Origin of the sequence: Streptomyces sp. NPDC096152 (assembly GCF_044763235.1) — a bacterium.
Classification (GTDB): Bacteria; Actinomycetota; Actinomycetes; order Streptomycetales; family Streptomycetaceae; genus Streptomyces.
In genome coordinates this window covers 146,291-169,568 of sequence record NZ_JBIWFW010000002.1, presented here as the reverse complement: position 1 = coordinate 169,568, position 23,278 = coordinate 146,291, and the positions used below count along the sequence as shown (strand labels likewise).

Genomic DNA, 23,278 nt, shown 5'->3' with positions numbered 1-23,278 from the left:
CTGACGGCCACGGTCGGCACCCCCGACGGCAGTACCCACGCGATCCATCGCATCTTTGAGGAGCAGGCGGTATGAGCACTACAGCCCAGATCGGCGTCACGGGCCTCGCGGTCATGGGCCGCAACCTCGCCCGCAACTTCGCCCGCAACGGCTACACGGTCGCGGTGCACAACCGCACGTCGTCGCGGACGCACGCCCTGGTGGAGGAGTTCGGGCACGAGGGCGACTTCGTCGCGGCGGAGACAGCCAAGGACTTCGTGGCGGCGCTGGAGCGGCCGCGCCGCCTGGTCATCATGGTCAAGGCGGGCGGTCCGACGGACGCGGTGATCGAGGAGTTCGCACCGCTGCTGGAGCCCGGCGACATGATCATCGACGGTGGCAACGCGCACTTCGCGGACACCCGCCGCCGGGAGAAGGCACTGCGCGAACAGGGCATCCACTTCGTCGGCATGGGCGTCTCCGGCGGCGAGGAGGGCGCGCTGCACGGGCCGAGCATCATGCCGGGCGGCCCGAAGGAATCGTACGACTCGCTGGGCCCGATGCTGGAGAAGATCTCCGCGAAGGCGGCGGACGGCGCGCCGTGCGTCACGCACGTGGGACCGGACGGCGCCGGCCACTTCGTGAAGATGGTGCACAACGGCATCGAGTACGCCGACATGCAGCTGATCGGCGAGGCGTACCAGTTGCTGCGCGATGTCGCCGGCTACGGGCCCGCGCAGATCGCCGAGATCTTCCGCACCTGGAACCGGGGCCGCCTCGACTCCTACCTGATCGAGATCACGGCCGAGGTGCTGTCGCACGTGGACGCGGCGACGGGCAAGCCGTTCGTGGACGTGGTGGTGGACCAGGCCGAGCAGAAGGGCACCGGCCGCTGGACCGTGCAGATCGCGCTGGACCTGGGCGTCCCGGTGTCCGGCATCGCGGAGGCGGTCTTCGCCCGCTCGCTCTCCGGCCACGCGGCGCTGCGCGAGGCGTCGCGCGGGCTGGCCGGACCGAAGGCGTCCGCGCTGAGCGAGTCGGAGGCCGGGGCCTTCGCCGACCGGGTGGAGCAGGCGCTGTACGCCTCGAAGATCGTGTCGTACACGCAGGGCTTCCACGAGATCGCCGCGGGCAGCGAGGAGTACGACTGGGACATCGACCTCGGCGCCGTGTCCGCGATCTGGCGCGGCGGCTGCATCATCCGCGCGGCCTTCCTGGACCGGATCCGGGCCGCCTACGACGCCCGGCCGGACCTGCCGAGCCTGCTGTCCGACGAGACGTTCGCGCGGGAGATCGCCGACGCCCAGGACGACTGGCGCGAGGTGCTGATCGCCGCGACCCGCCAGGGCGTGCCCACCCCCGGTTTCGCGGCCGCCCTCGCCTACTACGACGCCCTGCGCGCCGAGCGCCTGCCCGCCGCCCTCACCCAGGGCCAGCGCGACTTCTTCGGCGCCCACACCTACCGCCGCGTCGACCGCGACGGCTCCTTCCACACGCTGTGGGGCGGGGACCGCGCGGAGGTGACGGCCTAGCCGGCGAGCGGGCCCGCGGGCGGAGGCACCCCGCGCCGGGCCTCTCGCACCCGTGGTGAACGAGGAGACGGTGGGCGCCCGCCCGTGAGGGGGGTGCCCACCGTCTGCTTGTCCGGGTGCGCGGGAGTCCGGGCGGCCGGGGATTCGCGTGTCCGGGTGCGCGGGAGTCCGGGCGGCCGGGGATTCGCGTGTCCGGGCGACCGGGGATTCGCGTGTCCGGGCGGCCAGGGGCCCGCACATTCGTGCGTACGTCTGCTTGTTCGTGTCTCCCGGGGGGAGTGCGGCTGCCCGCCCGTGGGTCTCACGCCCGTGTCCTCAGGTGAGGGGCGGGCCCGGCTCCGGATTGGGCACCGGTTCCGGTCCCGGCGGGATCGGGGACGGGGAGGGCTCCGGCGGCGGGCCGGGGTGGGGGCCCGGGGGTGGCGTCGGTACGGGGCCCGGGGGCGGACCGGGAGGGGGTTCCGGCACCGGAGACGGCTCCGGGGGCGGGACCGGGTGCGGGGGCTCCGGCTCCGGGCCGGGTGCGGGCCCCGGAGTGGGCCCGGGCGGTACGGGGTCGGGGTACGGGTTCGTCATGTCGTCCTCCGGCAGTCGGTCGACGTCGGCTCTGGACTATCCCCCGCCTACCCGACACCCGCGCCACCAGTCACCCGGCGGCGCGACCGCCGGGACCCGGGTGGCCGCAACCGGCCCGCCCGCCGTGCGCCGCCCGCGCCGCCGCCGCGAGTCCCGGGCCGGGTGCGGCGAGGACCGGGACCGGCGTCGTCGCCGCCTGCCGTGCCGCGGCCATGGAGACCTGGGCGAGGACGATCACGTCGGCATCCGCCCCCGTGACGGCGTCCACCGCCGCGGTCACCTCACGGACGTACCCGTCGCCGTCGCCCGCCTCGAAGCGGGCCCAGGCGTCCTCGGCGAGACGGGTCCGGACCGTGACGGGACGCCCGGCGCGGCGGGCCTCCTCCTCGATCAGCGCGACGGTCGGAGCGAGGGTGCTCGCCAGCGTGGCGACGACCACGACCCGCGAGCCCGCCGCCACCGCCGCGGTCGCCATCGGACGGTCCACGCGGAGCACGGGAACACCCGCCCCGGCGCCGACCGCCTCCGCGACGCCGCCGAGGGTCGAGCAGGTGCACAGCACCGCCCGCGCCCCGTCGGCGACGGCGCGGCCGATCAGCTCGCGGACCTCGCCCGCCACCGCGTCGGGACCGTCCCGGCGGGCCCTCGCGAGCAGGTCCTCGTCGACGAGGTGCCGCAGTTCCAGAGCCGGATGGGTCTCGTCGCGCAGGGCGTCGAAGACGGGCACGTGCACCGGGGAGGTGTGCAGCAGGGCGAGCACCGTCAGCCGGCCGGTACGGCCTGGGGGCTGCGCTCCTGGTCGGAGCCCGGCACCGGCGCCGACGGGTCGGCACCCAGCTCCACGATCCGGTTGTCGCCGTCCACGTGCACGACCCGGGGCTTCAGCGCCCTCGCCTCGGCGTCCGTCACCTGGGCGTAGCTGATGAGGATCACCAGGTCACCGGGGTGCACGAGGTGGGCGGCGGCCCCGTTGATACCGATGACCCCGGACCCGCGCTCGCCCTCGATGACGTACGTCTCGAGCCGGGCCCCGTTGGTGATGTCGACGATGTGGACCAGCTCACCGGGCAGCAGATCGGCGGCGTCCAGCAGATCCGCGTCTATGGTCACGGATCCCACGTAGTGCAGGTCGGCCTGGGTGACGGTGGCGCGGTGGATCTTGGACTTGAACATGGTACGAAACACGAAGAAACTCCCGATTCGTCTGCTCCCTGCCTGCTTCTGCAGGTCAAGGGCGTCCTTCGGAGGCTACATCGTTTCGCATGTTCGGTCAGCTGTAGCCAAGTGTTTGAGGCCTCACGCTGACCCTTGCTGACGGAGCACGTCGGGGAGTGGGCGGAGGAACTGGCCGCTCCCGGAGGGGTTGGGGCATCTGCCCGGCTCCCGCCTGCGCCTGCTGCCGGCCGGCGAGCCCTTGCCGAGCGGCCTGGCCGCCCGCTGCCCGGCATCAGGCGGACGGTGCGCCGGTGCCGGCCGGGGGGCCTGGGTGAAACGGTGTCGGGGCGCGGTCGATCAGTCGCGGAGGCGTTTTTCGACGGCTTCCACGAGGGCGCCGATCACGCCGTCGGGTGAGGGGCTGTAGTGGGGGACGGCCCAGCGGGTGATCTTTGCGTCGATGACGGTGGGCCGGCCGGAGGCGAGGGCCGCGCGGAAGGCCTCCTCGAACTCGTCGAGCGTCTCCACGCGGTAGCCGTCGGCGCCGCACGCGCGCGCGTACGCCGCGAAGTCCGGGTTCTGGAACTCGACCAGGGCGCTCTCCCGGTAGGTGGCGAGCTGGAAGAGTTTGATCAGCTTGAACTCCTCGTCGTCGAAGATGACCCAGATGACGGGGATGTCGTTCTCGACGGCGGTCATCAGCTCGAATCCGGCCAGGGAGTAGCAGCCGTCGCCGCAGCCGACGACGACGGTCCGTTCCGGGTGCGCGACCTTCAGGCCGATGGCGCCGTTGACGTGCCCGGCCATCGGCCCGAAGGAGCCGGCCTTGCGGAAGTTCTGTCCCTCCTCCAGTTCGACGTAGTAGCCGAGCCAGGCCAGATGGGCGCCCGCGTCCGCGAGGAGGACGGCGTGCGGCGGCAGCATCCGGCCGATCGACTGCGCGAGCTGACCGGGGTGGATCTTCCCGGTGAGGTGGGTGATGTGCCGGGCCTCGTAGTCCCGGCCCTTGACATCGGCCGCCGGCACATCGCCGGACACCTTCTTCTCCAGCGCGTCGACGAGGGCCTCCACCGCCGGGCGGGCGTCGCTCAGCAACGCGTGGTCGGGCGGGTATGCCTTGTGGAACTCCGTCTCGGAGATGTTCACGTGGATGAGGAGCTTGTCCTTGAACAGGTCCTCGCGGTAGTTGAACGTCGCGTGCTGGTTGAGGGAGTTCCCGATGCACAGCACGATGTCGGCCTCGCGGAAGGCCTTCCAGGCACTGGAATGGCCGCTGTCCGCGAAGACGCCCACGGCGAGCGGATGTCCCTCGGACACGATGCCCTTGCCGTCCAGCGTGGTGAGCAAGGGGATCTGGAACCGCTCGATCAGTCGCTTGACCTGCGGTCCCGCCCCGCTGCGGATCGCGCCGAAGCCGGCAAGGGCCACGATCCGTTTCCGCCGGGCCAGGGCGTCGGCCAGCACCGACGCGATCTCGTCCACGCGCGCCGGGTCGGGCGGGACCGGGGCGACGTCGAGCCGGATCGGCCGGAAGTTCGTGACCTCGACACCATGGTGGGTGAGGTCCTCGGGGACGTGGATGTGCACGGGCCCGGGCCGACCCTCGAAGGCGATGTTGACCGCTTCCTCGAGGACGTCGCAGGTGTCGTCGGCGTCGGTGAGCAGGAAGGACTTCTTGGTGGTGGCCGCGAACATCGCCCGGGAGTCGGGCGTGCGGTTCAGGCCCGACGTTTCGTTGAGCGACCCCCATCCCTGCCACTCCCGTGACGCGTACCCGGAGACGGCGAGGACCGGGTAGGAGTCGGACATCGCCACCGCCAGCCCGGAGAACAGGTTGAACGCGCCGGGCCCGGCGGTCGCGAAGCAGAAGCCCAGCCGGTTGGTGTACATGGCGTAGCCGCAGGCCATGAAGGACGCTGCCTGCTCGTGCCGCGCGATGATCGGCCGGATCTGCCGGGAATGCTTCAGAGCCAGCATCAGACCGGCGGCGTTCTCTCCCGCGCCGCCGAACGCGGCCCGCACGCCGACGCCTTCCAGCCCCTTGACGATGGCCTCGTAGACTCTCATCGGTTTCTCCCTCATCGCGCGGCCCGTCCGCCCTGGCGGAGCCGGTCCTCCAGCGCCTCCCACATGCCGGGGACGACGCCTTCCGGTGATGTCTACTCCTTCCAGCGCGCGGCGTGGGCGCGGTGCGCGTCGGTCAGGCCGTTCCGGAAGAACCGCTCGTAGTACTCGGTTTCGACGTGGTGCGTCTGAAGCCAGATGCCGGGCACGTGGATGGCGTCGGTGTGGGCCGGGAAGCGCCCGTGGGTGGCGTGGATGTACACGCAGACGTCGCGTGCGCAGTCGATCACCCGCTGGTCGTACTCGCCCGCCTCCTCGAGGTAGCGGGGCGCGTACCCGTCCCTGTAGATGCGGCCGAAGACGTCCTTGTCCTCGTAGACGCCGCCCTTGCCGAACTTGCTCTGCACCACCGCGTCCACGGCGGCCTCCATCGAGGGGTAGTTGGGCGGGCAGGCGCCTTTGATGAGGTGTTCGCCGGCGGCCCGCAGCCCCACCGGGTGGGCGCGCAGGGTCGCGTACTTCGGCAGCGGCACCTGCCAGCGCAGGAGGTCGGCGGGCTTGAAGCGCGGGGTGACGAAGTCGAAGCCGAGCATGCGGCCGTAGGTGCGGGAGAACTTCGGGTCGCCCAGCATGATCTGGGGGTTGATCGACGCGTGGATCCAGGCGCCGAGTCCCATGGCGTCGGCGACCAGCATCATGTTCTGCAGCAGCAGGTCGGCTTCCACCTGGGTGCGCATCGGCCCCAGGGCGCCGAGCGGCAGCTTGAGGTCGGGGTTGAGGAAGCCGTTGCGCACCCACTTGCGCACCCCGGCCGGGCGGTAGAAGTTCCGGTCGTCGACGAAGGTGGGCCGGGCTCCGTCGGGCTGGGTCAGCAGGTACATCAGCGCGTTGACGTACTGGTGGGAGAGGTCGACGACCGGCAGGAAGACCGTCGTGCCCGCGAGGTTGGACAGGAAGCGGTTGGAGTCGAGGTAGGCGGGGAAGTCGCGCATGCCCTCGGCCACGTCCAGGCGGCGGTCCAGCACCTTCACCTTCGCCCGGCCGGCCCGTTCGAGCAGTGTGTCGGGGTCGAATCCCGCCCCGGGCGACGGGGGCAGCTTCCTCAGGTAGTACGTCCCGCTGTCGTTGATCATGAAGAAGTGGGTGCCCTGGGCGTTGTCGGGGCTGCCCGCCGTACGCCCCACCATGTTCAGGTTCGGCTTGGCCATGATGGGCTTGTGGTCGCGCGGGTCCTCGAAGGGCCGGTCGGGCATGCTGAGGCCGGAGCAGCCGGTGAGGGCGATGAGCACGGCCTCCTCCAGCTCGCCCAGGGGCTGCGGCCGGTGGGGCGAGTCATAGCTCATCGACCTGGCCGCGACGGACGCGCCCCTGCTGACCCGGTGGGTGCGCCGCCGGAAGACGCTCTCCCACAGGGGCCGGGCCAGGAGGTCTTCGAGGCCGGTGTGCGTGGCTCGCTGCTGTACCGACATGTCCTTCTCCCGGTCAGTCCGCGTCGCCGTGATTGCGCACGGGCTGGACGGCACGCCACGGCGCGAACGCGCTGGTCGTGCGCGGCAGGAGGCTCGCCAGCTCGGGGCAGTGCCGCTGGATGACGCTCGTCATGCCACTGCGGTCGATCCAGTCCATGCCCAGCGGGGTGTAGACCTCGGGCCTGAAGTCGACGGTGAGGAAGCGGTCGCTCTGCAGGCGGCGGCTGGCCATCAGGATGAAGACGCGGAAGGCGGTGTCGCTGAATCCGAAGCCGGTGGGCGGGTTCTCGGCGAAGAGCCCCACCACAGTGTCGATCTCGTCGACCGAGCGGTACACGTCCTTCAGCCGGGCGACCGTCTCCGGGTCGGAGGAGAGGTCCTCGAACCGCCGGATGCGCGGCTTGTGCAGGCCTGCCAGGAAGTCGTTGTAGCGCGGGACGCCACGGCGCCGGGTGCGCACCAGGTCGACGACCGACAGGTCGATCACCTCCCCGTCGCGCTCGAACGTCTGCAGGGAGCGGGGGAAGTTGTTCAGGGTGATCGCCCCGGGATGGGCGATGCCCAGGGAGTACAGCGTGTCCGCCAGACCGGTCTTGCGGATGAGCGGCTCCGTGGCGGCGCCCTGGACGTCGTTGAACGTCAGGGTGTCGAGGCGGTGGCCGAACCGGTGGTCGACGATCTCGTAGTCGTCCGGGATGAGCGGGTGCAGCCGGTAGACGGTGGTGAACTCCTCCGTGAGGGAGTACGGCGCACCGTGGTGGTCGGGCATGGTGCGGGGAATGCCGCCGAGGTCGTGCGCCTCGAACAGCCAGGTGCCCAGTTGGTCGAGCCAGGTCTTGGGCGGGCCCTGCCAGTTGGTCTTCAGGGCGATGTCGATCGCCTTGGTGGCGAGGATCGCCGGCGTCCACTCGACCGTGTGGATCTTGGCGATCAGCGCCGCCACGACGAGGCGTGCCGTGTGGTGGATGCGGTCCTCGTCCATGTGCGGATACTCGTCGCGCAGCGCCCGGCAGACGGCGTTGTGCTCACGGGCGAACAGGGTCGTCATCGCGCTGAGGCCGAGCCACCAGCTGTCGCGGAAGCCGGTGACCGGAAGGCCGTTGCCGAGCGGGAGGTGCCCCTCCTCCAGCCGCAGTTCGGCGCGGCCGTCGGGCTCGCGCAGGGACTTCGCGACCGAGGCGGTGCCGCCGTAGATCTCCGAGCCGTCCCACCAGTGCGAGACGGCACTGGCGAAGGTCGGCGGCTGTCCGCCGCCGGGCTGGTACAGGGCCTCGTTCTCGGCGAAGCGCATCACCTTCTCCGGTGGACCGCCGGGGGTGTTGTGCCAGGTCATGCCGGGAGGCAGGGGCACCTCGACCGACTTCTCGCCGACGGGGTGGCGCTTGTGGTCGACCCAGTCGTGCACCTGGAACTGGATCCACGCGGCAGCGAGGATGTTCAGGGACGTGGCGGGAATGAACCCGTCGCGGCGCAGCAGCTTTTCGCTGACGGTGACCGGGTTGGGCGTGTCGAACAGGTCCGGCCGGTGGACCGGCCGCATGTTGCGGCCGAAGGTGGCGCCGACGGCGCCCATCGCCGGTGCGGAGAGGTCGTTCCAGGAGCCGTCGTAGCTGCGCCGGGTCCGCAGGTCCTCGTCGACCTGGACCGGTGCGGGCCGGGCGGCGGGCGGGGCCTCGTGGGGTTCGGTGTCGATGAGGTTGTGACGGCGCAGCGTCTGCCGGAACGCCATGAGGTTGAGCAGTCCGGGCCCGGTGGGCAGCCGGTGCCACGGGACGACGCGGTTGACGGCGTGGAAGAAGGCTCGCAGCGGGTAGCCGAGCAGGGTGTTGCGCCGCGGTTCGACCGTGACGAAGCGCAGGCCCAGGCGGTGGGCGCTGCTCGCCTCGTACGCCGCCTTGCGTGCCCGGTTGAGGTTGCCCAGGGGGCGGAAGGCTCCGGTGGTGTTCCACGGGTTGAACGCCAGCTGGTCGATGCGTGAGCCGACGGCACGTGCCGCGGCGGTGTCCAGCTCCTGGCGCGGGATCGTCAGAGTGGCCACCGGCACGGCGGGCGCATCCTCTTCCCGCCACTCGACGGCGCCGTCCTCGATGGGCGTGCGCCTGCCGTCCACGTAGCGCTGTACGCACACGTCGAAGACGACGTCCGCCCGACGCAGCCGGAGCGCGAGTTCACGCCGCAGGTAGTCGGGGTCGGTGCGGGACGGATCCGGGGCCTCGGGGGCGCCGGCGGCGGGGCGCAGCTGATAGCGCACCGGTCCGGCCTCGCCCCACAGGATCGCGCCACGGCTCCAGTACGTCTCCAGTGCCAGGCTCCGCACCGGACGCCGGGCCCCGGCCGAAACGTTGCGTCGCATACGCGTCGCCGTGGACCAGCCGACGGACAGGGGCAGCTTCACGAAGAACGCGAACGCCTTGCGGAGCCGGGTGTCCGCGCCTGCCATGGCCTTCGCGAAGAGGACGAACTCGCGCGCGTTGCGGGCATGCGAGACCGGGAAGCTCGTCATCAGCAGATCGTGGATCTCGTCGGGACCGACTTCGACGCGCAGCGCCGCACCCCGCAGGTCGGGTGCGGCGTCGGGCTGGGGGACGCCGCCGGCGTTGGACAGCCGGACGGTGACCGGATACTCGGCTCCGGGCCTGGCGAAACCCGAGCTCAGTTCGGCGGGCAGGTCGTCGTGGAACCTCAGCCGGGCGTTCTCCACGCCGAGGACCGCCTTGGCGTGGAACGTCCGCTGGAGGGCGGCGGAGCCGCTGCGCTTCTTCGCCTTCAGCTGCACGCGCAGCAGGTCGGCCGCGAGCCGCTCGAAGATCAGACGCTCGGCCTCCGGGCTGCCGCCGACATACCGCTCGTACTGCTGGTTCTCACGCATGTCCGAAACACTCGCGGACACCGGAGGCGCTGTCGCGTGGAGCGGGGCATACGGGGGATGCCGAGCCGGTCGGCTGCCGGCGGTCGGGGAGATCGCGAGATCGGCCTCGAATCCGGGGTCCCGCGCGCCAGGCGTGAAGCCGAATCGGCCGGACCCCCTGTGGTCCGGGCCGTGGCCGGAACCCGGACGGGTCGAGACGAGGCGGGGCCGGCCAGGAGGACGGACTCATCCCCTGGCCGGCACGCCGAGTACTGCCCACACGGCGCGGGACACCTGCGCCGGGGTCGCCTCGGGTCGGGTCGCGGGCAGCAGCACGTGGCTCAGCGTCAGCCGCACCGCCGGGTCGGCCGCTTCGGCACGCTCCCTGGCCTCGGAGAGCACCCGCTCACGCATCCGCCTGCGCCAGGCCACTCGCGGTGGATCGGGTGGGCCTTCGGCAACCGGGGACCGTCGGTCACGAGACATGGATGAAGTGTGCCAGCACGAAACAAGAAGATGACTGACCGTCAGAATATTGACACTGCGCCTCCTTTGTTCCTGCTGCCGGCCACCCTCGCGGCGAGCGGCGCGCACACCGGCCCTGCCCGGCTGATCCCGGCGCTGGTGGTCAATGAATGGCCGCATCCCGACCGCACTCGCCGCCCTGGCACTCGCCGCTGTGGTCTTGACCGCGACTCGGACATCCGCTGAGGCTCTCGGTATCTCCTCGTCCGCGACGGGAACCGAACGTCGGCCGAGGACATCGCAGTGACGTCGGGTGGCACGAAGGAGTGGTGGTGATGATGGAGGACTGCGGGCGGGGTCGAGGGCCCTGGCCCTCGCTCGCGGCCGCCCTGGTTGCCCTCGCCTGTCTCCTGACCGCCTGCGGCGGCAGCGGCGGCGGCTCGGAGGCGGACTCGGCACCGCCGCGTCCTTCCGCGAGTCCACCCACCGCTACCCCGTCGGAAGGCGGCCCGAGTGCTTCGGGAGCCCCCGGCTCGCCCTCCGCAACAAGGCCGGCGACATCACCGTCATCGCCATCGACACCAACCCCGTCCCCTCACGGGACGGCCTCCACGTCCCCGGGATGCGTCGCGGGCTCCGCCACCGTCGTGCACGGCCCTGGCGACACCTCCGTCCATTCGCTGTGCGTGCGATCCGGTACGACGGTGACCGTGGCCCTGGAGCCAAGGGTCCAGGGCTCCTGGCCACAGCCGCGCAGCAGCAACCCGATGCTGGCTCTGGTGACCTCCTCCGCCACCGACCGCGAGGGCGTCACCCGGGTCGCGGTGCGTGCTGCGCGCATGGGAAGTGTGACCGTGACCTGGGGGCCCGAGAGCGCGCCGCTCTTCACGCTTCGGCTGAGTGTCGCGGCGTATCCGGTGCAGTGAACCCGAACGCCGGACGGCCGGTGCGCCCCAAGAAGCGGGATTCGCACCGGCCGTCGTCGTACGGCGGGCATAGGGGCGGTGATCAGTCCTTGCGGCCCTTGGGGCGCCGTACGTCGAAGGACCAGACGCCGCGTCCGTGCGTGGCGGCGTACAGCTTGCCGTCGGGGCCGAGGCGGAGCTGCATCACGGCCGTGGTGGGCAGGCCGTGGCCGAGGACCAGCCACTTGGTGGCCCCGGCGGGCCGGTAGAAGGTTGCCAGGTCGGTACCGAGGGCGAGGCTGCCGTTCGGGAGGAGCTTGACCGTGTCGGCGGGGACGTCGGGCAGGTTGGCGGAGATGTCCCTCCAGCTCGCGCCGCCGTCCTTGGACTCGAAGGCGTGGCCGAACCCGGCGCCCGGGCCCTCGGTGAACCGGCGGGAGAAGCCGTTGATCGCCACATAGACGTGCCGGGCGTTGGCCGGGTCGATCTCGAAGCCGGAGACGTAGCGGTTCGGGATGGTGCCGTCGACCGGGAGGTTCAGCTGGTGCCAGCCGGTGCCGTCGGCGTTGCCGACGGCGATGCCGCGGGTGAAGCCCTGGTTGTTGCAGGGGCCGCACCAGCCGACGTAGACCGTGCCGCCGGAGGACGCCACGGCCGTAGCCGTGTGGCCCTCTCCGAGGTCGTAGGCGTTGGTCCACTCCTTGCCGGAGCGGATCGCGAAGCCCTTGCTGTTCACCCACACGTGCCGGCCAGCGGCGACCCAGGTGCTGGTGTGCTTGGCGTCGGCGGTGACCGGCGCGATGAAGCGGGCGCCGGCGCCACCCTGGTCCTTGTCCGGCGGCGCGACCTCGTACTCGGTGGCCTTGGCCGGGTCCGTCGCCCAGGATCCGTCGTTGACACCGCAGTTCTGGGTGACCCACATGTCGAGGTAGACGTACTCGGCGGCGATGTTGCAGCCGTTGGCGGGGTCGGTGATGGTGTCGCCGCCGTCACCGCCGAAGTCGGAGCCCATGACCTTGTCGTGGCCGCGCAGGATCGACTGGCCGTTGTCCTGCAGGCCACCGGTCACCGAGACGCCGCCGTTGGTGAGGTCCTTACCGACGCCCACCGAGTAGTACTGGAGGGTGTCAAGGGTGCCGTCGCTCAGGGACTGCCAGTCCTTGGCATGTCCGCCGGAGTCGACCGCGCCGTTCAGCGGGCGCCGGTAGATACCGCCGTCGTTGCCGACGTACGCCCAGGTCTTGCCCTTGTAGCTGCCGATCGCGACCGCGTGCTGGTCGGAGTGCGTGGTGGGCGAGCAGTCGCCGGTCTGCTTGGCCGGGTCGATGCTCCAGCAGGGGAAGGTGAAGTTCCAGTACGGACCCGGGGCCGTCCAGGTCGAGCCGCCGTTCTTGGTCTCGAAGACCTCCTCCAGACCGAGGTAGACGTGGTCGGCGTCGGCCGGGTCGACCTGGAGGAACTGGTTGTACCAGGACTGGATGCCGGGCATGTAGCCCGCGCTCTGCAGGGCGGAGCCGGATGCCTTCAGCTTGGTGTAGGCCGCGATCAGCGTCCACGGCCCGAACGGCGAGCCGTTCTTCGAGACGTACACGCCCTTCAGCCCGCTGTCCGGATTGGTGGCCATCTGTGCCGGCGACTGGTCGATGGCGTACAGGCGTGAGCCGTCGGCCGCGGCGGCGAACGTCATGTTGCCGATGTCGTCGCTGCTGGTGGGCAGGTCCCCGAGCCCGCTGACCGGCTTCCAGCTGCCGTCGCCCTGCTGGCCGTACAGCCCGTTGTAGGTGTCGCCACCGCGCCAGCCGACCGCGAGAAGCACCTTGGAGGGGTCCTTCGGATCCACGGCGATGTCGTTGGCGATGTTCTTGTACGGCGCGCTCGGGTCGTCCGCCTTCGAACCACCCGGAAGGTAGTCCGGGTTGGGGGCGAACTCGTGCTTCCACGGCCCGGACAGGGTGGTCGTGGGGTGCGACCACACACCGGTGCCGGTCGCCGCCCACACCTTGGTGCCGGCGAAGCGCAGGGCGTGGATGACGGTGGACTCCAGTTCGGCGCCGCCGACGCGATCGCCGGGCTGGAACTGCCCGTGGCGCGGGTCCCTCAGCACATACACGCCCGTGCCCACGAAGGACGTCGCCCCGGTGTTGGACTCCCCCGTGGCGTACCAGAGCCGCTTCTGGCCGTCCAAGGCCAGAGTGCCTGTCGAAAGGGACGGCAGCTTGTCGGAGATCGGCTTCCAGTGTCCACCGCCGGTCGTGGAGCGGAACACACCGCCGTTGGCGCCTCCCGCGTACACATAGCCGTGGTCGTCGGCGGCGATACCGGTGATCCGGCCTGTGACGTCGCCCGCGCCGCCGCTGGAGTTGGAGTTCACATCGCGGTAGCGGGGGTCGTCGGAGTTGTACGCCCTCTTGGTGACGTGATCCCAGCTGCCGGTCGCGTGTTTCATCGACTGGAGCTGCTGCCAGGCCGCCCCGTAGGCGCCGGGCGCAACCACGCCGGGCGCGGTGCGGGCCTCGGTGAACTGGGCCGTGGCCTCGGCGGAGTTCTCCGCCTCGTCGGCTCCGTCGTCGCCCTCTGCGGCGAAGGCGGACATTCCATGGCCCGCGTGCACCGCCTTGACGTGCTGCCGGCCCACGGCGGCCTGGTGGCGCGCCTGCCAGGGGCGGGGTCTTGCGTCGTGCGACGCCGCGAACGACTGGGTGCTCACCAGTCCGAACGCGGCCACTACGACGGTGCAGGTCATGAACCGTCGTTGGTGCTTCGGGGGCAACATGCCCTCTCCTCCCTGCACCGGGCATATGGGGGTGTCCCGGCACAGAGGGGATCTTGGCGTGACCACAACAGTCACAGAAAGGGCTCACAGGAAAAATGGTGGGCTGTTTACCTTGCGCCTCAGTCGAAACCGAAGTCGCGGCCGCCACAACGCACTTCGAGCGGGCCCTCGATCACCTGACGAGCCGGTGCGGCCGCGCTTCCAGAGCTCCCGTCGCGTGCGGCGCGGTGACGACCACAGCAAAGGCGCCCTCGCCCCTGCCGGTGGGGAGCAACCCGCTGTAGGCGTCCGTGGAGTCCTGCGGCGCGTTGGCATTGGCCTCGACGAACAGCGGCCGGACGGCGGAGCGGCCGTCCGTGGCGAGGCCCTCGTGCGGTTCGTGGCTCGCGGTCGTCATCGGCTGTGGCCATGATGAGGGTGTGCGTCGCCCGACGCCGGGTCCGGCCGGCACATGACCGGACCGGAAGGAGAGGCATGCGACAGCAGAGATCGCTCATCTTGGCGGCGGGACTGTGCGCAACCGCCGCACTCGGCCTGGTGGCACCGCATCCCGCTTCGGCCGCTTCCGCCCACTGTTCCTACGCGTCACCGACGTATCACCCTACGCTCACGTATGGTGACACAGGTGAGGCGGTCAAGCAGGCGCAGTGCCTGAGCAACATCTGGGGTGGCCAACCGCCCCAGCTGGCCCTTGATGGCGTGTTCGACCCGGTCATGCTGAAGAAGGTCGAGTGGATCCAGGGCTGCCACGGCCTGCCGCGGAGCGGTGTCGTCGAGGGCCGCACCTGGCAGGTGCTCTATCACCCGGCGCTGGACTGCTACGACCCCTACCCGTCCTGACCCGACCCCGTCCATCGGTCATGGACAGGCACCAAGCCCGGCCTGGAAAGACCACGGGCATGGGCACGTTGCGGGCCGCTGGACGGGGCGCGCGAGTGGATGGCGCGCAGAGCGCCGGTGAAGCGGCCAGATCGCGGAACTGATCGGCTCAGCCGCCGCTCTTGCGCCTGAACGACCGCTGGCTCGCAGCCGGGCCGTGCGCCGCACGCACTTTCGACGCATCGGGGTTGGCGGCGGCATCGGCCGCGTCCGCCTGCGCACCGCGCTTGCGCGCCAGGGCTTCGCGGAACTTGCGCTTGAGGTCGTAGTTGCCGTCGCTGTCCGGCGCCAGAGGGGACGTCGCGGGGTCGGCCGGCTCCGAACCTTCCGTGGATACGGGCTCTGCGGTCATGGTGACCTCCTGCATTCGGGGGTGGGCAACCACAGCTTGTCATGCCGGGCGCGGTGCGGGGCGCCGGCGACGTCATCCCGCTCCGTTCGGCGGGTAATCCCTCTCGCGGCCAAGGACGTTCGCCTCGTGGGCGAGGCGGACAGGACGGCTTCGGGCCGGGCCGAGGGTTGTCGATCCCGTGGCCAGGACGCTCACTGCCGGGGGCGGCGCCTCTCAGCCGTTGCGACGCACGAGGGCGGCCTTGCGGGCCTCGGCGAGCTTGCGGGCCTCGCCGGCCTTTCGGGACTTGCCGCCGGCGCCGCGGGAGGTGTCCTTGCTGGTTCCGAGGCCGCGGAAGGGAGCGTTGGTGTTCTTGGGCCGGGGGGCGGCGGGCCCGCCGTCGAGCGGGACGCCGGAGGGAGCCTTGGCGCCGGTGATCCGGCTCAGCTCCGCCTCGCCCGAGCGCACCTTGGTGACGGTTGCCTCGATGCCGGCCCCGGCCATCATTCGGCTCGTCTCGCGGCGCTGGCCCGCCAGCACGAGCGTGACCACGCTGCCGGACTCACCGGCGCGGGCCGTGCGGCCCGCCCGGTGCACGTAGTCCTTGGGGTCGGTGGGCGGGTCGACGTTGACCACGAGATCGAGGTCGTCGACGTGCAGGCCACGGGCCGCGACATTGGTCGCCACCAGAACGGTGATGTGGCCGTTCTTGAACTGCGCCAGGGTCCGTGTGCGCTGCGGCTGGGACTTGCCGCTGTGCAGGGCCCCGGCGTGCACCCCGCTGGCCCGCAGATGCCGGGTGAGCTGGTCGACGGCGTGCTTGGTGTCGAGGAACAGCAGTACGCGGCCGTCGCGGGCGGCGATCTCCGTGGTGACGGCGTAGCGGTCAGGGCCGTGGACGACCAGAACGTGGTGCTCCATCGTCGTGACCGTGCCCGCGGGCGGGTCGACCGAGTGGACGACCGGGTCGTGCAGGTAGCGGCGGACCAGCTGATCGACGTCGCGATCCAGAGTGGCCGAGAACAGCATCCGCTGACCGTCGGGGTGTACCTGGTCGAGGACGTCGACAACCTGCGGCAGGAATCCCAGGTCGCACATCTGGTCGGCCTCGTCGAGCACGGTGACCCTGACCCGCCCCAGGCGGCAGGCCTTGCGCTCGATCAGGTCGTGCAGGCGTCCGGGGGTGGCGACGACCACCTCCGCTCCCTGGCGCAGCTCGGCGACCTGCCGGCCGATCGACATGCCGCCGACGACCGTGGCCATCCGCAGCCGCAGTGCCTCGGCGTACGGCGCCAGCGCCTGGGTGACCTGCTGGGCCAGCTCCCGGGTGGGCACCAGGATCAGGGCGAGGGGCTGCTTCGGTTCGGCGCGCCGCCCGGCCGTACGTGTCAGCAGCGGCAGGCCGAAGGCGAGCGTCTTGCCCGATCCGGTGCGCCCGCGTCCCAGGACGTCGCGCCCCTCCAGGGCATCGGGCAGTGTGGCGGCCTGGATCGGAAAGGGTTCGCGCACCCCGAGCCCGCTCAGTGTCCGCAGCACCTCCACCGGCAGTTCCAGACCGGCGAAGGAGACGGCCGGGGGCAGCGCCGGGGTCGTGGCCTCGGGCTGGGCGGAACCGCCGTGAGCGATGCCGGAGTCGTCGGGATGCTTCATGAACAGCCTTCCGCAGGGGAACGTACCGAGGAAGGCCCGGCAGGATCGAACAGCCCAAGCAGGGACCGAACAGGCAGAATCGCCCACCGCGACGACCACGCAAACGCATGACAGTAACACAAGGCACGACTTCGCGCCCGTGATACCGATCTTGACCGTCCCACACATGCGCCTGCGGTCCGGAGCTGTCGACGTGCCGACCCGGCCCCATCCAGCCGGCGGACTGTCGCGCCACGCATCAAGACCGGAGCCCGAGCCCGCCGTGACATCCCCGCGGGTCGACCGGAAACCGGCTCGCTCAGCCCGCCCGGCCCGGCAAAATCCGACTTTTTACCTCCCAGTCAAATACCCCGCCGGGTATTTGACCCCCTTCACGAAGCCGCCGTACTCTCTCCACAAGAAACCCCCCGGGGTATTTGAGGAGGCAACGAACGGGTCCCGGAACCCGCCTCCCCGGATACAGGGCCAGACGGAAAGGACTTCCAGCATGGTCGCCAGCCCCCCACCCGGTAACGAGACGATCGCCGGACGGCACCGCGTCGTCGTGATCGGCGGCGGAAGCGCCGGGATCAGCGTCTCGGCACGCCTGCGCCGCGCCGGCGTCACCGACATCACCCTCGTCGAACCGTCCGACTCGCACTGGTACCAGCCGCTGTGGACCCTGGTCGGCGGGGGTCAGGCCACCCTGCGCAGCACCCGCCGCGCCGAGGCCTCCGTCATTCCCGACGGGGTGCGCTGGATACGCCGGCACGCCGTGGCCGTCGACCCCGAGGCCCGTACCGTCCGGCTCTCCGGCGGCGACGAGCTCGCCTACGAGCACCTCGTGATGGCCCCCGGACTGCAACTGGACTGGGGAGCGGTGCCCGGGCTCGCCGAGGCGGTGGGACACGACCGGGTGAGCAGCAACTACGCACCCGAGTACGCCCCGCGCACCTGGGAGCTGATCAAGGGCATGGCCTCGGGCACCGCGATCTTCACGCACCCGGCCACGCCTCTCAAGTGCGGCGGCGCCCCGCAGAAGATCGCCTACCTGGCCGCCGACTACTGGCGCAGGCACAAGGTCCTCGACCGGATCCGGATCATTCTCGTCATCCCCGACGCCGCCCTGTTCAAGGTGCCCGAGTGGAACCGCACCCTGGAGCGGGTGGCCGACGGGTACGGCATCGAGGTGCGGCTGCGTTCCGAGATGACCGCCGTGGACGGCGAGCGCCGTGAGGTCGTTCTCACCGACCACGCGAACGGCACGCGGGAGACCGTCCCCTACGACATGCTGCACGCGGTGCCGCCGCAGAGCGCGCCCGACTGGGTGAAGGCGAGCCCCCTCGCCGATCCGGCCAGTCCCCCGGGATTCGTCGCCGCCGACAAGCACACGCTGCAGCACCCGCGGTACCCCGAGGTCTTCGCGCTGGGGGACGTGGCGAACCTGCCCACCTCCAAGACCGGCGCGGCCGTGCGCAAGCAGGCACCGGTCGTGGCCGGCAACCTGCTCGACGTGATGAACGGCCGGACGCCGACGCGCCGGTACGACGGCTACACCTCCTGTCCGCTGGTGACCGCCCGGGACCGGATGCTGCTCGCCGAGTTCGACTACGACCTCAAGCCCGCGCCCAGCTTCCCCCTGATCGACACCTTCAAGGCACGCCGCGACATGTGGGTGTTCAAGCGGTACGTGCTGCCGCCGGTGTACTGGCACGGCATGCTCACCGGCCGCCTCTGACCGGCCGCCCGGGCTTCCCCCGACCCGGGCCGGCCCTCCGCCCACCCGCGTGGACGGGATCCCGCGACGCGACACACCAGCCACACCAGCCCTTCCTGCCCGACTGGAGGCCCACCCCATGTTCTTCGCCCAGTACTACCTGGACTGCCTCTCCCAGGCGTCCTACATGATCGCCGACGAGACCACGGGAAGGGCCGTCGTCGTCGACCCCCGCCGCGACATCTCCGAGTACCTCGCCGACGCCGACGCCCACGGTTTCACCATCCAGGGCGTCATCAACACCCACTTCCACGCCGACTTCCTGGCCGGCCACCTGGAGATGGCGAACCGTACCGGCGCCTGGATCGGCTACGGGCGCCGCGCCGAGGCGGAGTACCCCATCCGGAAGCTGAGCGACGGCGAGCGGATCAGCCTGGGCGGGGTCACCCTGCAGATCCTCGAGACGCCCGGCCACACCCCCGAGTCGGTCAGCGTCCTCGTGTACGAGCACGCGGACGACGCCGTCCCCTACGGCGTGCTCACGGGCGACGCGCTGTTCATCGGCGACGTGGGACGCCCCGACCTGCTGGCCTCGCTCGGCGCGACCGCCGACGAACTCGGCCGGATGCTGTACGACAGCGTCCAGCACAAGCTGATGGCCCTGCCCGACGAGGTACGGGTCTTCCCCGCGCACGGCGCGGGATCGGCCTGCGGCAAGAACCTCTCCACCCAGCGGCAGTCCACCATCGGCGAGCAGCGCGCCACCAACTACGCCTGCCGGCCGATGAGCCAGGAGCAGTTCGTCGCTCTGGTGACCGCCGGACAGCCCTCCGCGCCCGCCTACTTCGCCTATGACGCGGTCCTCAACCGCAAGGAACACGGACTGTTCGACGCGGGCGTCGCCGTACGGCCCCTGTCGGCCGGGGAGTTCGGGCAGCGGCGGGCCGCCGACGCGATCGTCGTCGACGCCCGCGACCCGCAGGAGTTCGCCGCCGGGCACCTGTGCGGCTCGGTCAACGTGCCCGCCGACGGCCGCTTCGCCGAACAGGCCGGCATGGTCGTCGGCCCCGACGCGGAGGTCGTGGTCGTCGCGCCGCAGGACCGCGAGGAGGAGATCGTCACCCGGCTGGCCCGGATCGGCTTCGACAGGGTGGGGGGTTACCTGCGCGAGCCCGAGGGCGCCTTCCTCACCCTGGCCGACGACATGCTGCCGGCGAGCCGCCTGACCGTGGACGAACTGCGCCGGCTGCTGGAGAGCGACGAGCCCCCGCTGGTCCTGGACGTGCGCAACGCCGGCGAACGCGAAGCCGGCTTCATCGACGGCTCCCTGCACATCCCGCTGGCCGAACTTGCCCGCCGTATCGACGAGATCCCCGCCGGCCGGCCCCTGGTCGTGCACTGCGCGGGCGGCCACCGCTCCTCCATCGCCGCGAGCCTGCTCCGGCACAAGGGGCGGGCGGACGTCTCCGATCTGCTCGGCGGCTACGCCGCCTGGTCGGCCCGTCCCGCAGCCACCTGCGGCTGATCCGGCCGGCCTCGGTCGTGCGCAGCGTGCGCCCTGCGAGCTCAGGGAACAAATGCGCCACCGAGCCGCCGTATACCCCGTGGGTATACGAGACCGAGTCGGTGCTCCACCGCACGGCGACGGAACTGGGCGAGCAGCTGGGCGCGCAGGGAGCCACCAGCCTGACGGACCCGCTGGAGGGCCACGGTTTCGAGCCACGGGGCGAAGGTGACGCGATCCTTCTGGGCCCGGTCGCGCCCGCCGGCGGCCGAACACGGACGCCGATCGCCGTCCAGCCGACGAGCCGGACCGGTCTCCGCCTTCGGTCGTGCGGGCTCTGACGTGGCGCCGTGCGAACAGGCACTCGTCGCCGTTCCCGAGCGGCCCAGTCCGTCCGGTCGCTTCGTGGTCGGCCACCCAGAACGATAGAAAGGGTGATATGGGCGGAGTTTCAGATCGATCCGGGCATGATGTGCCTGATGCATCCATGAGGACTCATCGGCCCGGTCGGCCTCGTCAGAGGGAAGACGCAAGGCGGTCGGGCTCACTGCTGAGCGTGCACAGCCTCGCCGGCCAGGTCTTCCTGCTCCAGCTGGCGGTCGTGATGCTGCTCGTGGCCGCCGCCCTGGTGGCGCTCGTGGTGCAGGCTCGACGCGACATCATGGCGGACGCCCGCCACCGGACACTCACCGCGGCGCAGACGTTCGCGAACTCCCCGGGAATCGTGGCGGCGCTGAAGAGCGCGAACCCGACCGCGCAGCTCCAGCCGCACGCCGAGGCGGCCCGGAAGGAGGCAGGCGTCGACGCCATCATCGTGTACGGGCTGAACGGGATCACCCTCACCCACAGCGACCCGCGGCAGATCGGGAAGCGCGTCATCGGGCCTTACGCCGCGGCGGCGACCGGCAAGCCGTTCACGAGCACCTTCAAGGGCTCACTGGGACTCTCCGTGATCTCGGCGGTGCCGGTCAGGGGGCCCGACGGCTCGGTCATCGCCATCGTCTCCGTGCCCGTCACGGTCGAGACGGTGCAGCACAGGGTGAACCAGCAGCTGCCGGTCCTCCTCGGCAGCGCCGCCGCGGCCCTGGTGGTCGCCGCGGGCGGGTCGGGCCTGGTGAGCCGGCGGTTGCGGCGGCAGACCCATGGCCTGGGCCCGACGGAGATGACCCGGATGTACGAGCACCACGACGCGGTGCTGCACGCGGTGCGGGAGGGCGTGCTCATCGTCGGCGGTGACGGCCGGCTGCTGCTGGCCAACGACGAGGCCCGACGGCTCCTGGACCTGCCGGCGGACGCGGAAGGGCGACACATCACCGATCTCGGCCTGGAGGAGGGCCTCGGCGGGCTGCTGGCCTCCGACCGCCCCGCCACGGACGAGGTGCACCTGGCGGCCGACCGGCTGCTCGCGGTCAGCAAGCGGCTCACCGCACCGCACGGCCCGGTCGGCAGCGTGGTGACGCTCCGGGACACCACCGAGCTGCGGGCTCTCGCCGGCCGGGCGGAGGTGGCACGCGAACGGCTGCAGTCGCTCTACGACGCCGGGCTGCGGATCGGCACCACGCTCGATGTGAAGCGCACGGCCGAGGAACTGGCCGAGGTGGCGGTGACCCGGTTCGCCGACATCGTCACCGTCGACCTCCTGGACCCGGTCCTGCGCGGCGAAGAGTCCTCCGCCACGGCCGCCGGGATCACGGAGCTGCGCCGCACCGCCGTCTCCGGTCTCGACGTGGACCATCCCTTCCACCCCGTCCGCGACCTGATCCGGTTCGTCCCGGCCCACCCCGTCTCCACGGCGATGGCCGAGGGCCGACCGGTCATGGTCGGGGACCTGAGCGCCTCCCCCGTCTGGCAGACCCAGCAACCCGAACGTGCCCGGCGAATCCTCGACCAGGGCATCCACTCCCTGCTCGTGGTTCCCCTGCGAGCCCGCGGTGTGGTGCTGGGAGTGGTCGAGTTCTGGCGCGCGAATGGCTCCCCGCCGTTCGAGGACGAGGACGTGTCCTTCGCCGAGGAGCTGGCCGCCCGGGCAGCGGTCTGTGTCGACAACGCCCGCCGCTACACCCGCGAACACGCCATGGCCGTCACCCTGCAGCACAGCCTGCTCCCCCGCGCGCTGCCCGAGCAGTCCGCCCTCGACGTGGCCTACCGCTACCTGCCGGCCCAGGCCGGGGTGGGCGGGGACTGGTTCGACGTCATCCCGCTGTCCGGCACCCGAGTGGCACTGGTCGTGGGCGATGTCGTGGGCCACGGTCTGCACGCCGCGGCGACCATGGGCCGGCTGCGCACCGCCGTGCGCAACTTCGCCGGCCTCGACCTGCCCGTGGAGGAGCTCCTGGCCCGGCTGGACGAGCTGGTGGCGCAGATCGACGCCGAGGAGGTCGCCGCCGCGAAGGACGGGGAGGCGATGATCAGCGGGGCGACCTGCCAGTACGCCGTCTACGACCCCATCACCGGGCGGCTGGCCATCGCGACCGCCGGGCATCCGGGACCGGCGGTGGTCCGGCCCGACGGGACCGTGGACTTCCCTCAGCTGCCCGTCTCCCCGCCACTGGGACTCGGCGCCGGTCTACCGGTCGAGACCGCCGAGTTCACCGTGCCCGAGGATTCCCGGCTGGTGCTCTACACCGACGGACTGATCGAGGACCGCACCCGGGACCTGGACGTCGGCCTGGAGGCACTGCGCGATGCGCTGACAGGGCCGCCCGGCCGCACGCCGGAGGCCATCTGCGCGACGGTGATGGAGGCCATGCTGTCCGACCGTCCCAGGGACGACATCGCGCTGCTGGTGGCCCGCACGTGCCGGCTCGGACCCGAGGAGGTCGCCGAGTGGGACGTCCCCCGTGACCCGGCGGCGGTGGCCCCGGCGCGCACCGCCTGCGCCCGCCGGCTGACGGAGTGGGGGCTGGAGGAGGTCGCCTTCACCGCCGAAGTCATCCTCAGTGAGCTGATCACCAACGCCGTCCGCTACGGCGCCGAGCCCATCGCCGTCCGGCTGCTGCGCACGACACCGCGCGACCCCGCCGCGGGCACCCTGATCTTCGAGGTCTCCGACGGCAGCAGCACCTCGCCGCGGCTGCGCCGGGCGAAGGTCACCGACGAAGGCGGCCGCGGGCTCTTCATGGTCGCCCGCTTCGCCGAACGCTGGGGGACCCGTTACACGCCCACCGGCAAAGTCATCTGGGCCCAGCTGTCCCTGCACCACGCCGCCACTCCGGAGGCGGAAGACCTCGGCGACATCCTGCTGGGCCAATGGGACGACACGGGCATGTGAGATGGGCGTGCGCGGACGTACGGGAGCCGCGTTCAGCCGGGGAAAGACGCTGATCGCAGGCTTCCCGAGCGACATTCCGCCGTCGAGGCGGCCGGGTACCCTGGCCTCGATGACCACTTCGTCGGCGCGGTGGACCCGAGGAAACCGGGAGGCGCAGCGGAAGGCCCGCGTCTCCGGCCCC

The 23,278-nt window shown here is 71.4% G+C and carries 16 protein-coding genes; 6 read left to right on the top strand and 10 right to left on the bottom strand.

Going from position 1 to position 23,278, the window contains the following annotated elements; genetic code table 11:
- Nucleotides 1-71 precede the first annotated feature (71 nt).
- On the top strand, nucleotides 72-1,511 hold the full coding sequence (gene gndA, locus ACIQ9G_RS06220; protein WP_403607063.1) for an NADP-dependent phosphogluconate dehydrogenase: 1,440 nt from the start codon (nucleotides 72-74) through the stop codon (nucleotides 1,509-1,511).
- Nucleotides 1,512-2,157: 646 nt separating this feature from the next.
- Here gndA and ACIQ9G_RS06215 read toward each other — a convergent pair.
- From ACIQ9G_RS06215 to ACIQ9G_RS06190, 6 genes are all read right to left on the bottom strand, one after another.
- Nucleotides 2,158-2,847 carry an aspartate/glutamate racemase family protein gene (locus ACIQ9G_RS06215; protein ID WP_403607061.1) on the bottom strand — a complete coding sequence of 230 codons (690 nt, stop codon included), beginning with the start codon at nucleotides 2,845-2,847 and terminating at the stop codon, nucleotides 2,158-2,160.
- 2 nt (nucleotides 2,848-2,849) lie between these two features.
- Complete coding sequence (panD, locus tag ACIQ9G_RS06210) at nucleotides 2,850-3,272, bottom strand: aspartate 1-decarboxylase (RefSeq protein WP_403607059.1); 423 nt, start codon at nucleotides 3,270-3,272, stop codon at nucleotides 2,850-2,852.
- Between the two features lie 327 nt (nucleotides 3,273-3,599).
- Complete coding sequence (locus ACIQ9G_RS06205; protein WP_403607057.1) at nucleotides 3,600-5,309, bottom strand: thiamine pyrophosphate-binding protein; 1,710 nt, start codon at nucleotides 5,307-5,309, stop codon at nucleotides 3,600-3,602.
- A 92-nt stretch (nucleotides 5,310-5,401) separates the two neighbouring features.
- On the bottom strand, nucleotides 5,402-6,775 hold the full coding sequence (locus ACIQ9G_RS06200) for a hypothetical protein (RefSeq protein ID WP_403607055.1): 1,374 nt from the start codon (nucleotides 6,773-6,775) through the stop codon (nucleotides 5,402-5,404).
- A 13-nt stretch (nucleotides 6,776-6,788) separates the two neighbouring features.
- On the bottom strand, nucleotides 6,789-9,644 hold the full coding sequence (locus ACIQ9G_RS06195; RefSeq protein ID WP_403607053.1) for a peroxidase family protein: 2,856 nt from the start codon (nucleotides 9,642-9,644) through the stop codon (nucleotides 6,789-6,791).
- A gap of 225 nt (nucleotides 9,645-9,869) precedes the next feature.
- Nucleotides 9,870-10,055: a hypothetical protein gene (locus ACIQ9G_RS06190; RefSeq protein ID WP_403607051.1), complete on the bottom strand. Its 186-nt coding sequence runs from the start codon at nucleotides 10,053-10,055 to the stop codon at nucleotides 9,870-9,872.
- A 743-nt stretch (nucleotides 10,056-10,798) separates the two neighbouring features.
- Here ACIQ9G_RS06190 and ACIQ9G_RS06185 point away from each other — a divergent pair.
- On the top strand, nucleotides 10,799-11,014 hold the full coding sequence (locus ACIQ9G_RS06185; protein WP_403607049.1) for a hypothetical protein: 216 nt from the start codon (nucleotides 10,799-10,801) through the stop codon (nucleotides 11,012-11,014).
- 82 nt (nucleotides 11,015-11,096) lie between these two features.
- On the opposite strand, the gene ACIQ9G_RS06180 is transcribed toward ACIQ9G_RS06185, so the two are convergent.
- Complete coding sequence (locus ACIQ9G_RS06180) at nucleotides 11,097-13,766, bottom strand: WD40/YVTN/BNR-like repeat-containing protein (RefSeq protein WP_403607047.1); 2,670 nt, start codon at nucleotides 13,764-13,766, stop codon at nucleotides 11,097-11,099.
- A 172-nt stretch (nucleotides 13,767-13,938) separates the two neighbouring features.
- Entirely contained in the window at nucleotides 13,939-14,163 is a 225-nt protein-coding gene (locus tag ACIQ9G_RS06175; protein ID WP_403607045.1) for a hypothetical protein, read from the bottom strand.
- Nucleotides 14,164-14,174: 11 nt separating this feature from the next.
- Here ACIQ9G_RS06175 and ACIQ9G_RS06170 point away from each other — a divergent pair, with 11 nt between their 5' ends.
- Nucleotides 14,175-14,606 (top strand): peptidoglycan-binding protein, encoded by a 432-nt coding sequence (locus ACIQ9G_RS06170; protein WP_403607905.1) that lies wholly within the window; start codon nucleotides 14,175-14,177, stop codon nucleotides 14,604-14,606.
- 148 nt (nucleotides 14,607-14,754) lie between these two features.
- On the opposite strand, the gene ACIQ9G_RS06165 is transcribed toward ACIQ9G_RS06170, so the two are convergent.
- Together ACIQ9G_RS06165 and ACIQ9G_RS06160 are read right to left on the bottom strand one after the other, a co-directional pair.
- Nucleotides 14,755-14,997: a DUF5302 domain-containing protein gene (locus tag ACIQ9G_RS06165; RefSeq protein WP_403607043.1), complete on the bottom strand. Its 243-nt coding sequence runs from the start codon at nucleotides 14,995-14,997 to the stop codon at nucleotides 14,755-14,757.
- 213 nt (nucleotides 14,998-15,210) lie between these two features.
- Entirely contained in the window at nucleotides 15,211-16,626 is a 1,416-nt protein-coding gene (locus ACIQ9G_RS06160) for a DEAD/DEAH box helicase (RefSeq protein WP_403607041.1), read from the bottom strand.
- Between the two features lie 487 nt (nucleotides 16,627-17,113).
- Between ACIQ9G_RS06160 and ACIQ9G_RS06155 the strand changes: the two genes are divergently transcribed.
- The 3 genes from ACIQ9G_RS06155 to ACIQ9G_RS06145 all read left to right on the top strand — a co-directional run bounded on the left by ACIQ9G_RS06155 (nucleotide 17,114) and on the right by ACIQ9G_RS06145 (nucleotide 23,097).
- Nucleotides 17,114-18,343 (top strand): FAD-dependent oxidoreductase, encoded by a 1,230-nt coding sequence (locus tag ACIQ9G_RS06155; protein ID WP_403607039.1) that lies wholly within the window; start codon nucleotides 17,114-17,116, stop codon nucleotides 18,341-18,343.
- A 118-nt stretch (nucleotides 18,344-18,461) separates the two neighbouring features.
- The gene (locus ACIQ9G_RS06150; RefSeq protein ID WP_403607037.1) at nucleotides 18,462-19,847 is read left to right on the top strand and encodes a rhodanese-like domain-containing protein; all 1,386 of its coding nucleotides are present in this window, start codon (nucleotides 18,462-18,464) and stop codon (nucleotides 19,845-19,847) included.
- A gap of 466 nt (nucleotides 19,848-20,313) precedes the next feature.
- Nucleotides 20,314-23,097, top strand: coding sequence for a SpoIIE family protein phosphatase (locus tag ACIQ9G_RS06145; RefSeq protein WP_403607035.1), 2,784 nt, complete (start codon nucleotides 20,314-20,316; stop codon nucleotides 23,095-23,097).
- Nucleotides 23,098-23,278: the final 181 nt, after the last annotated feature.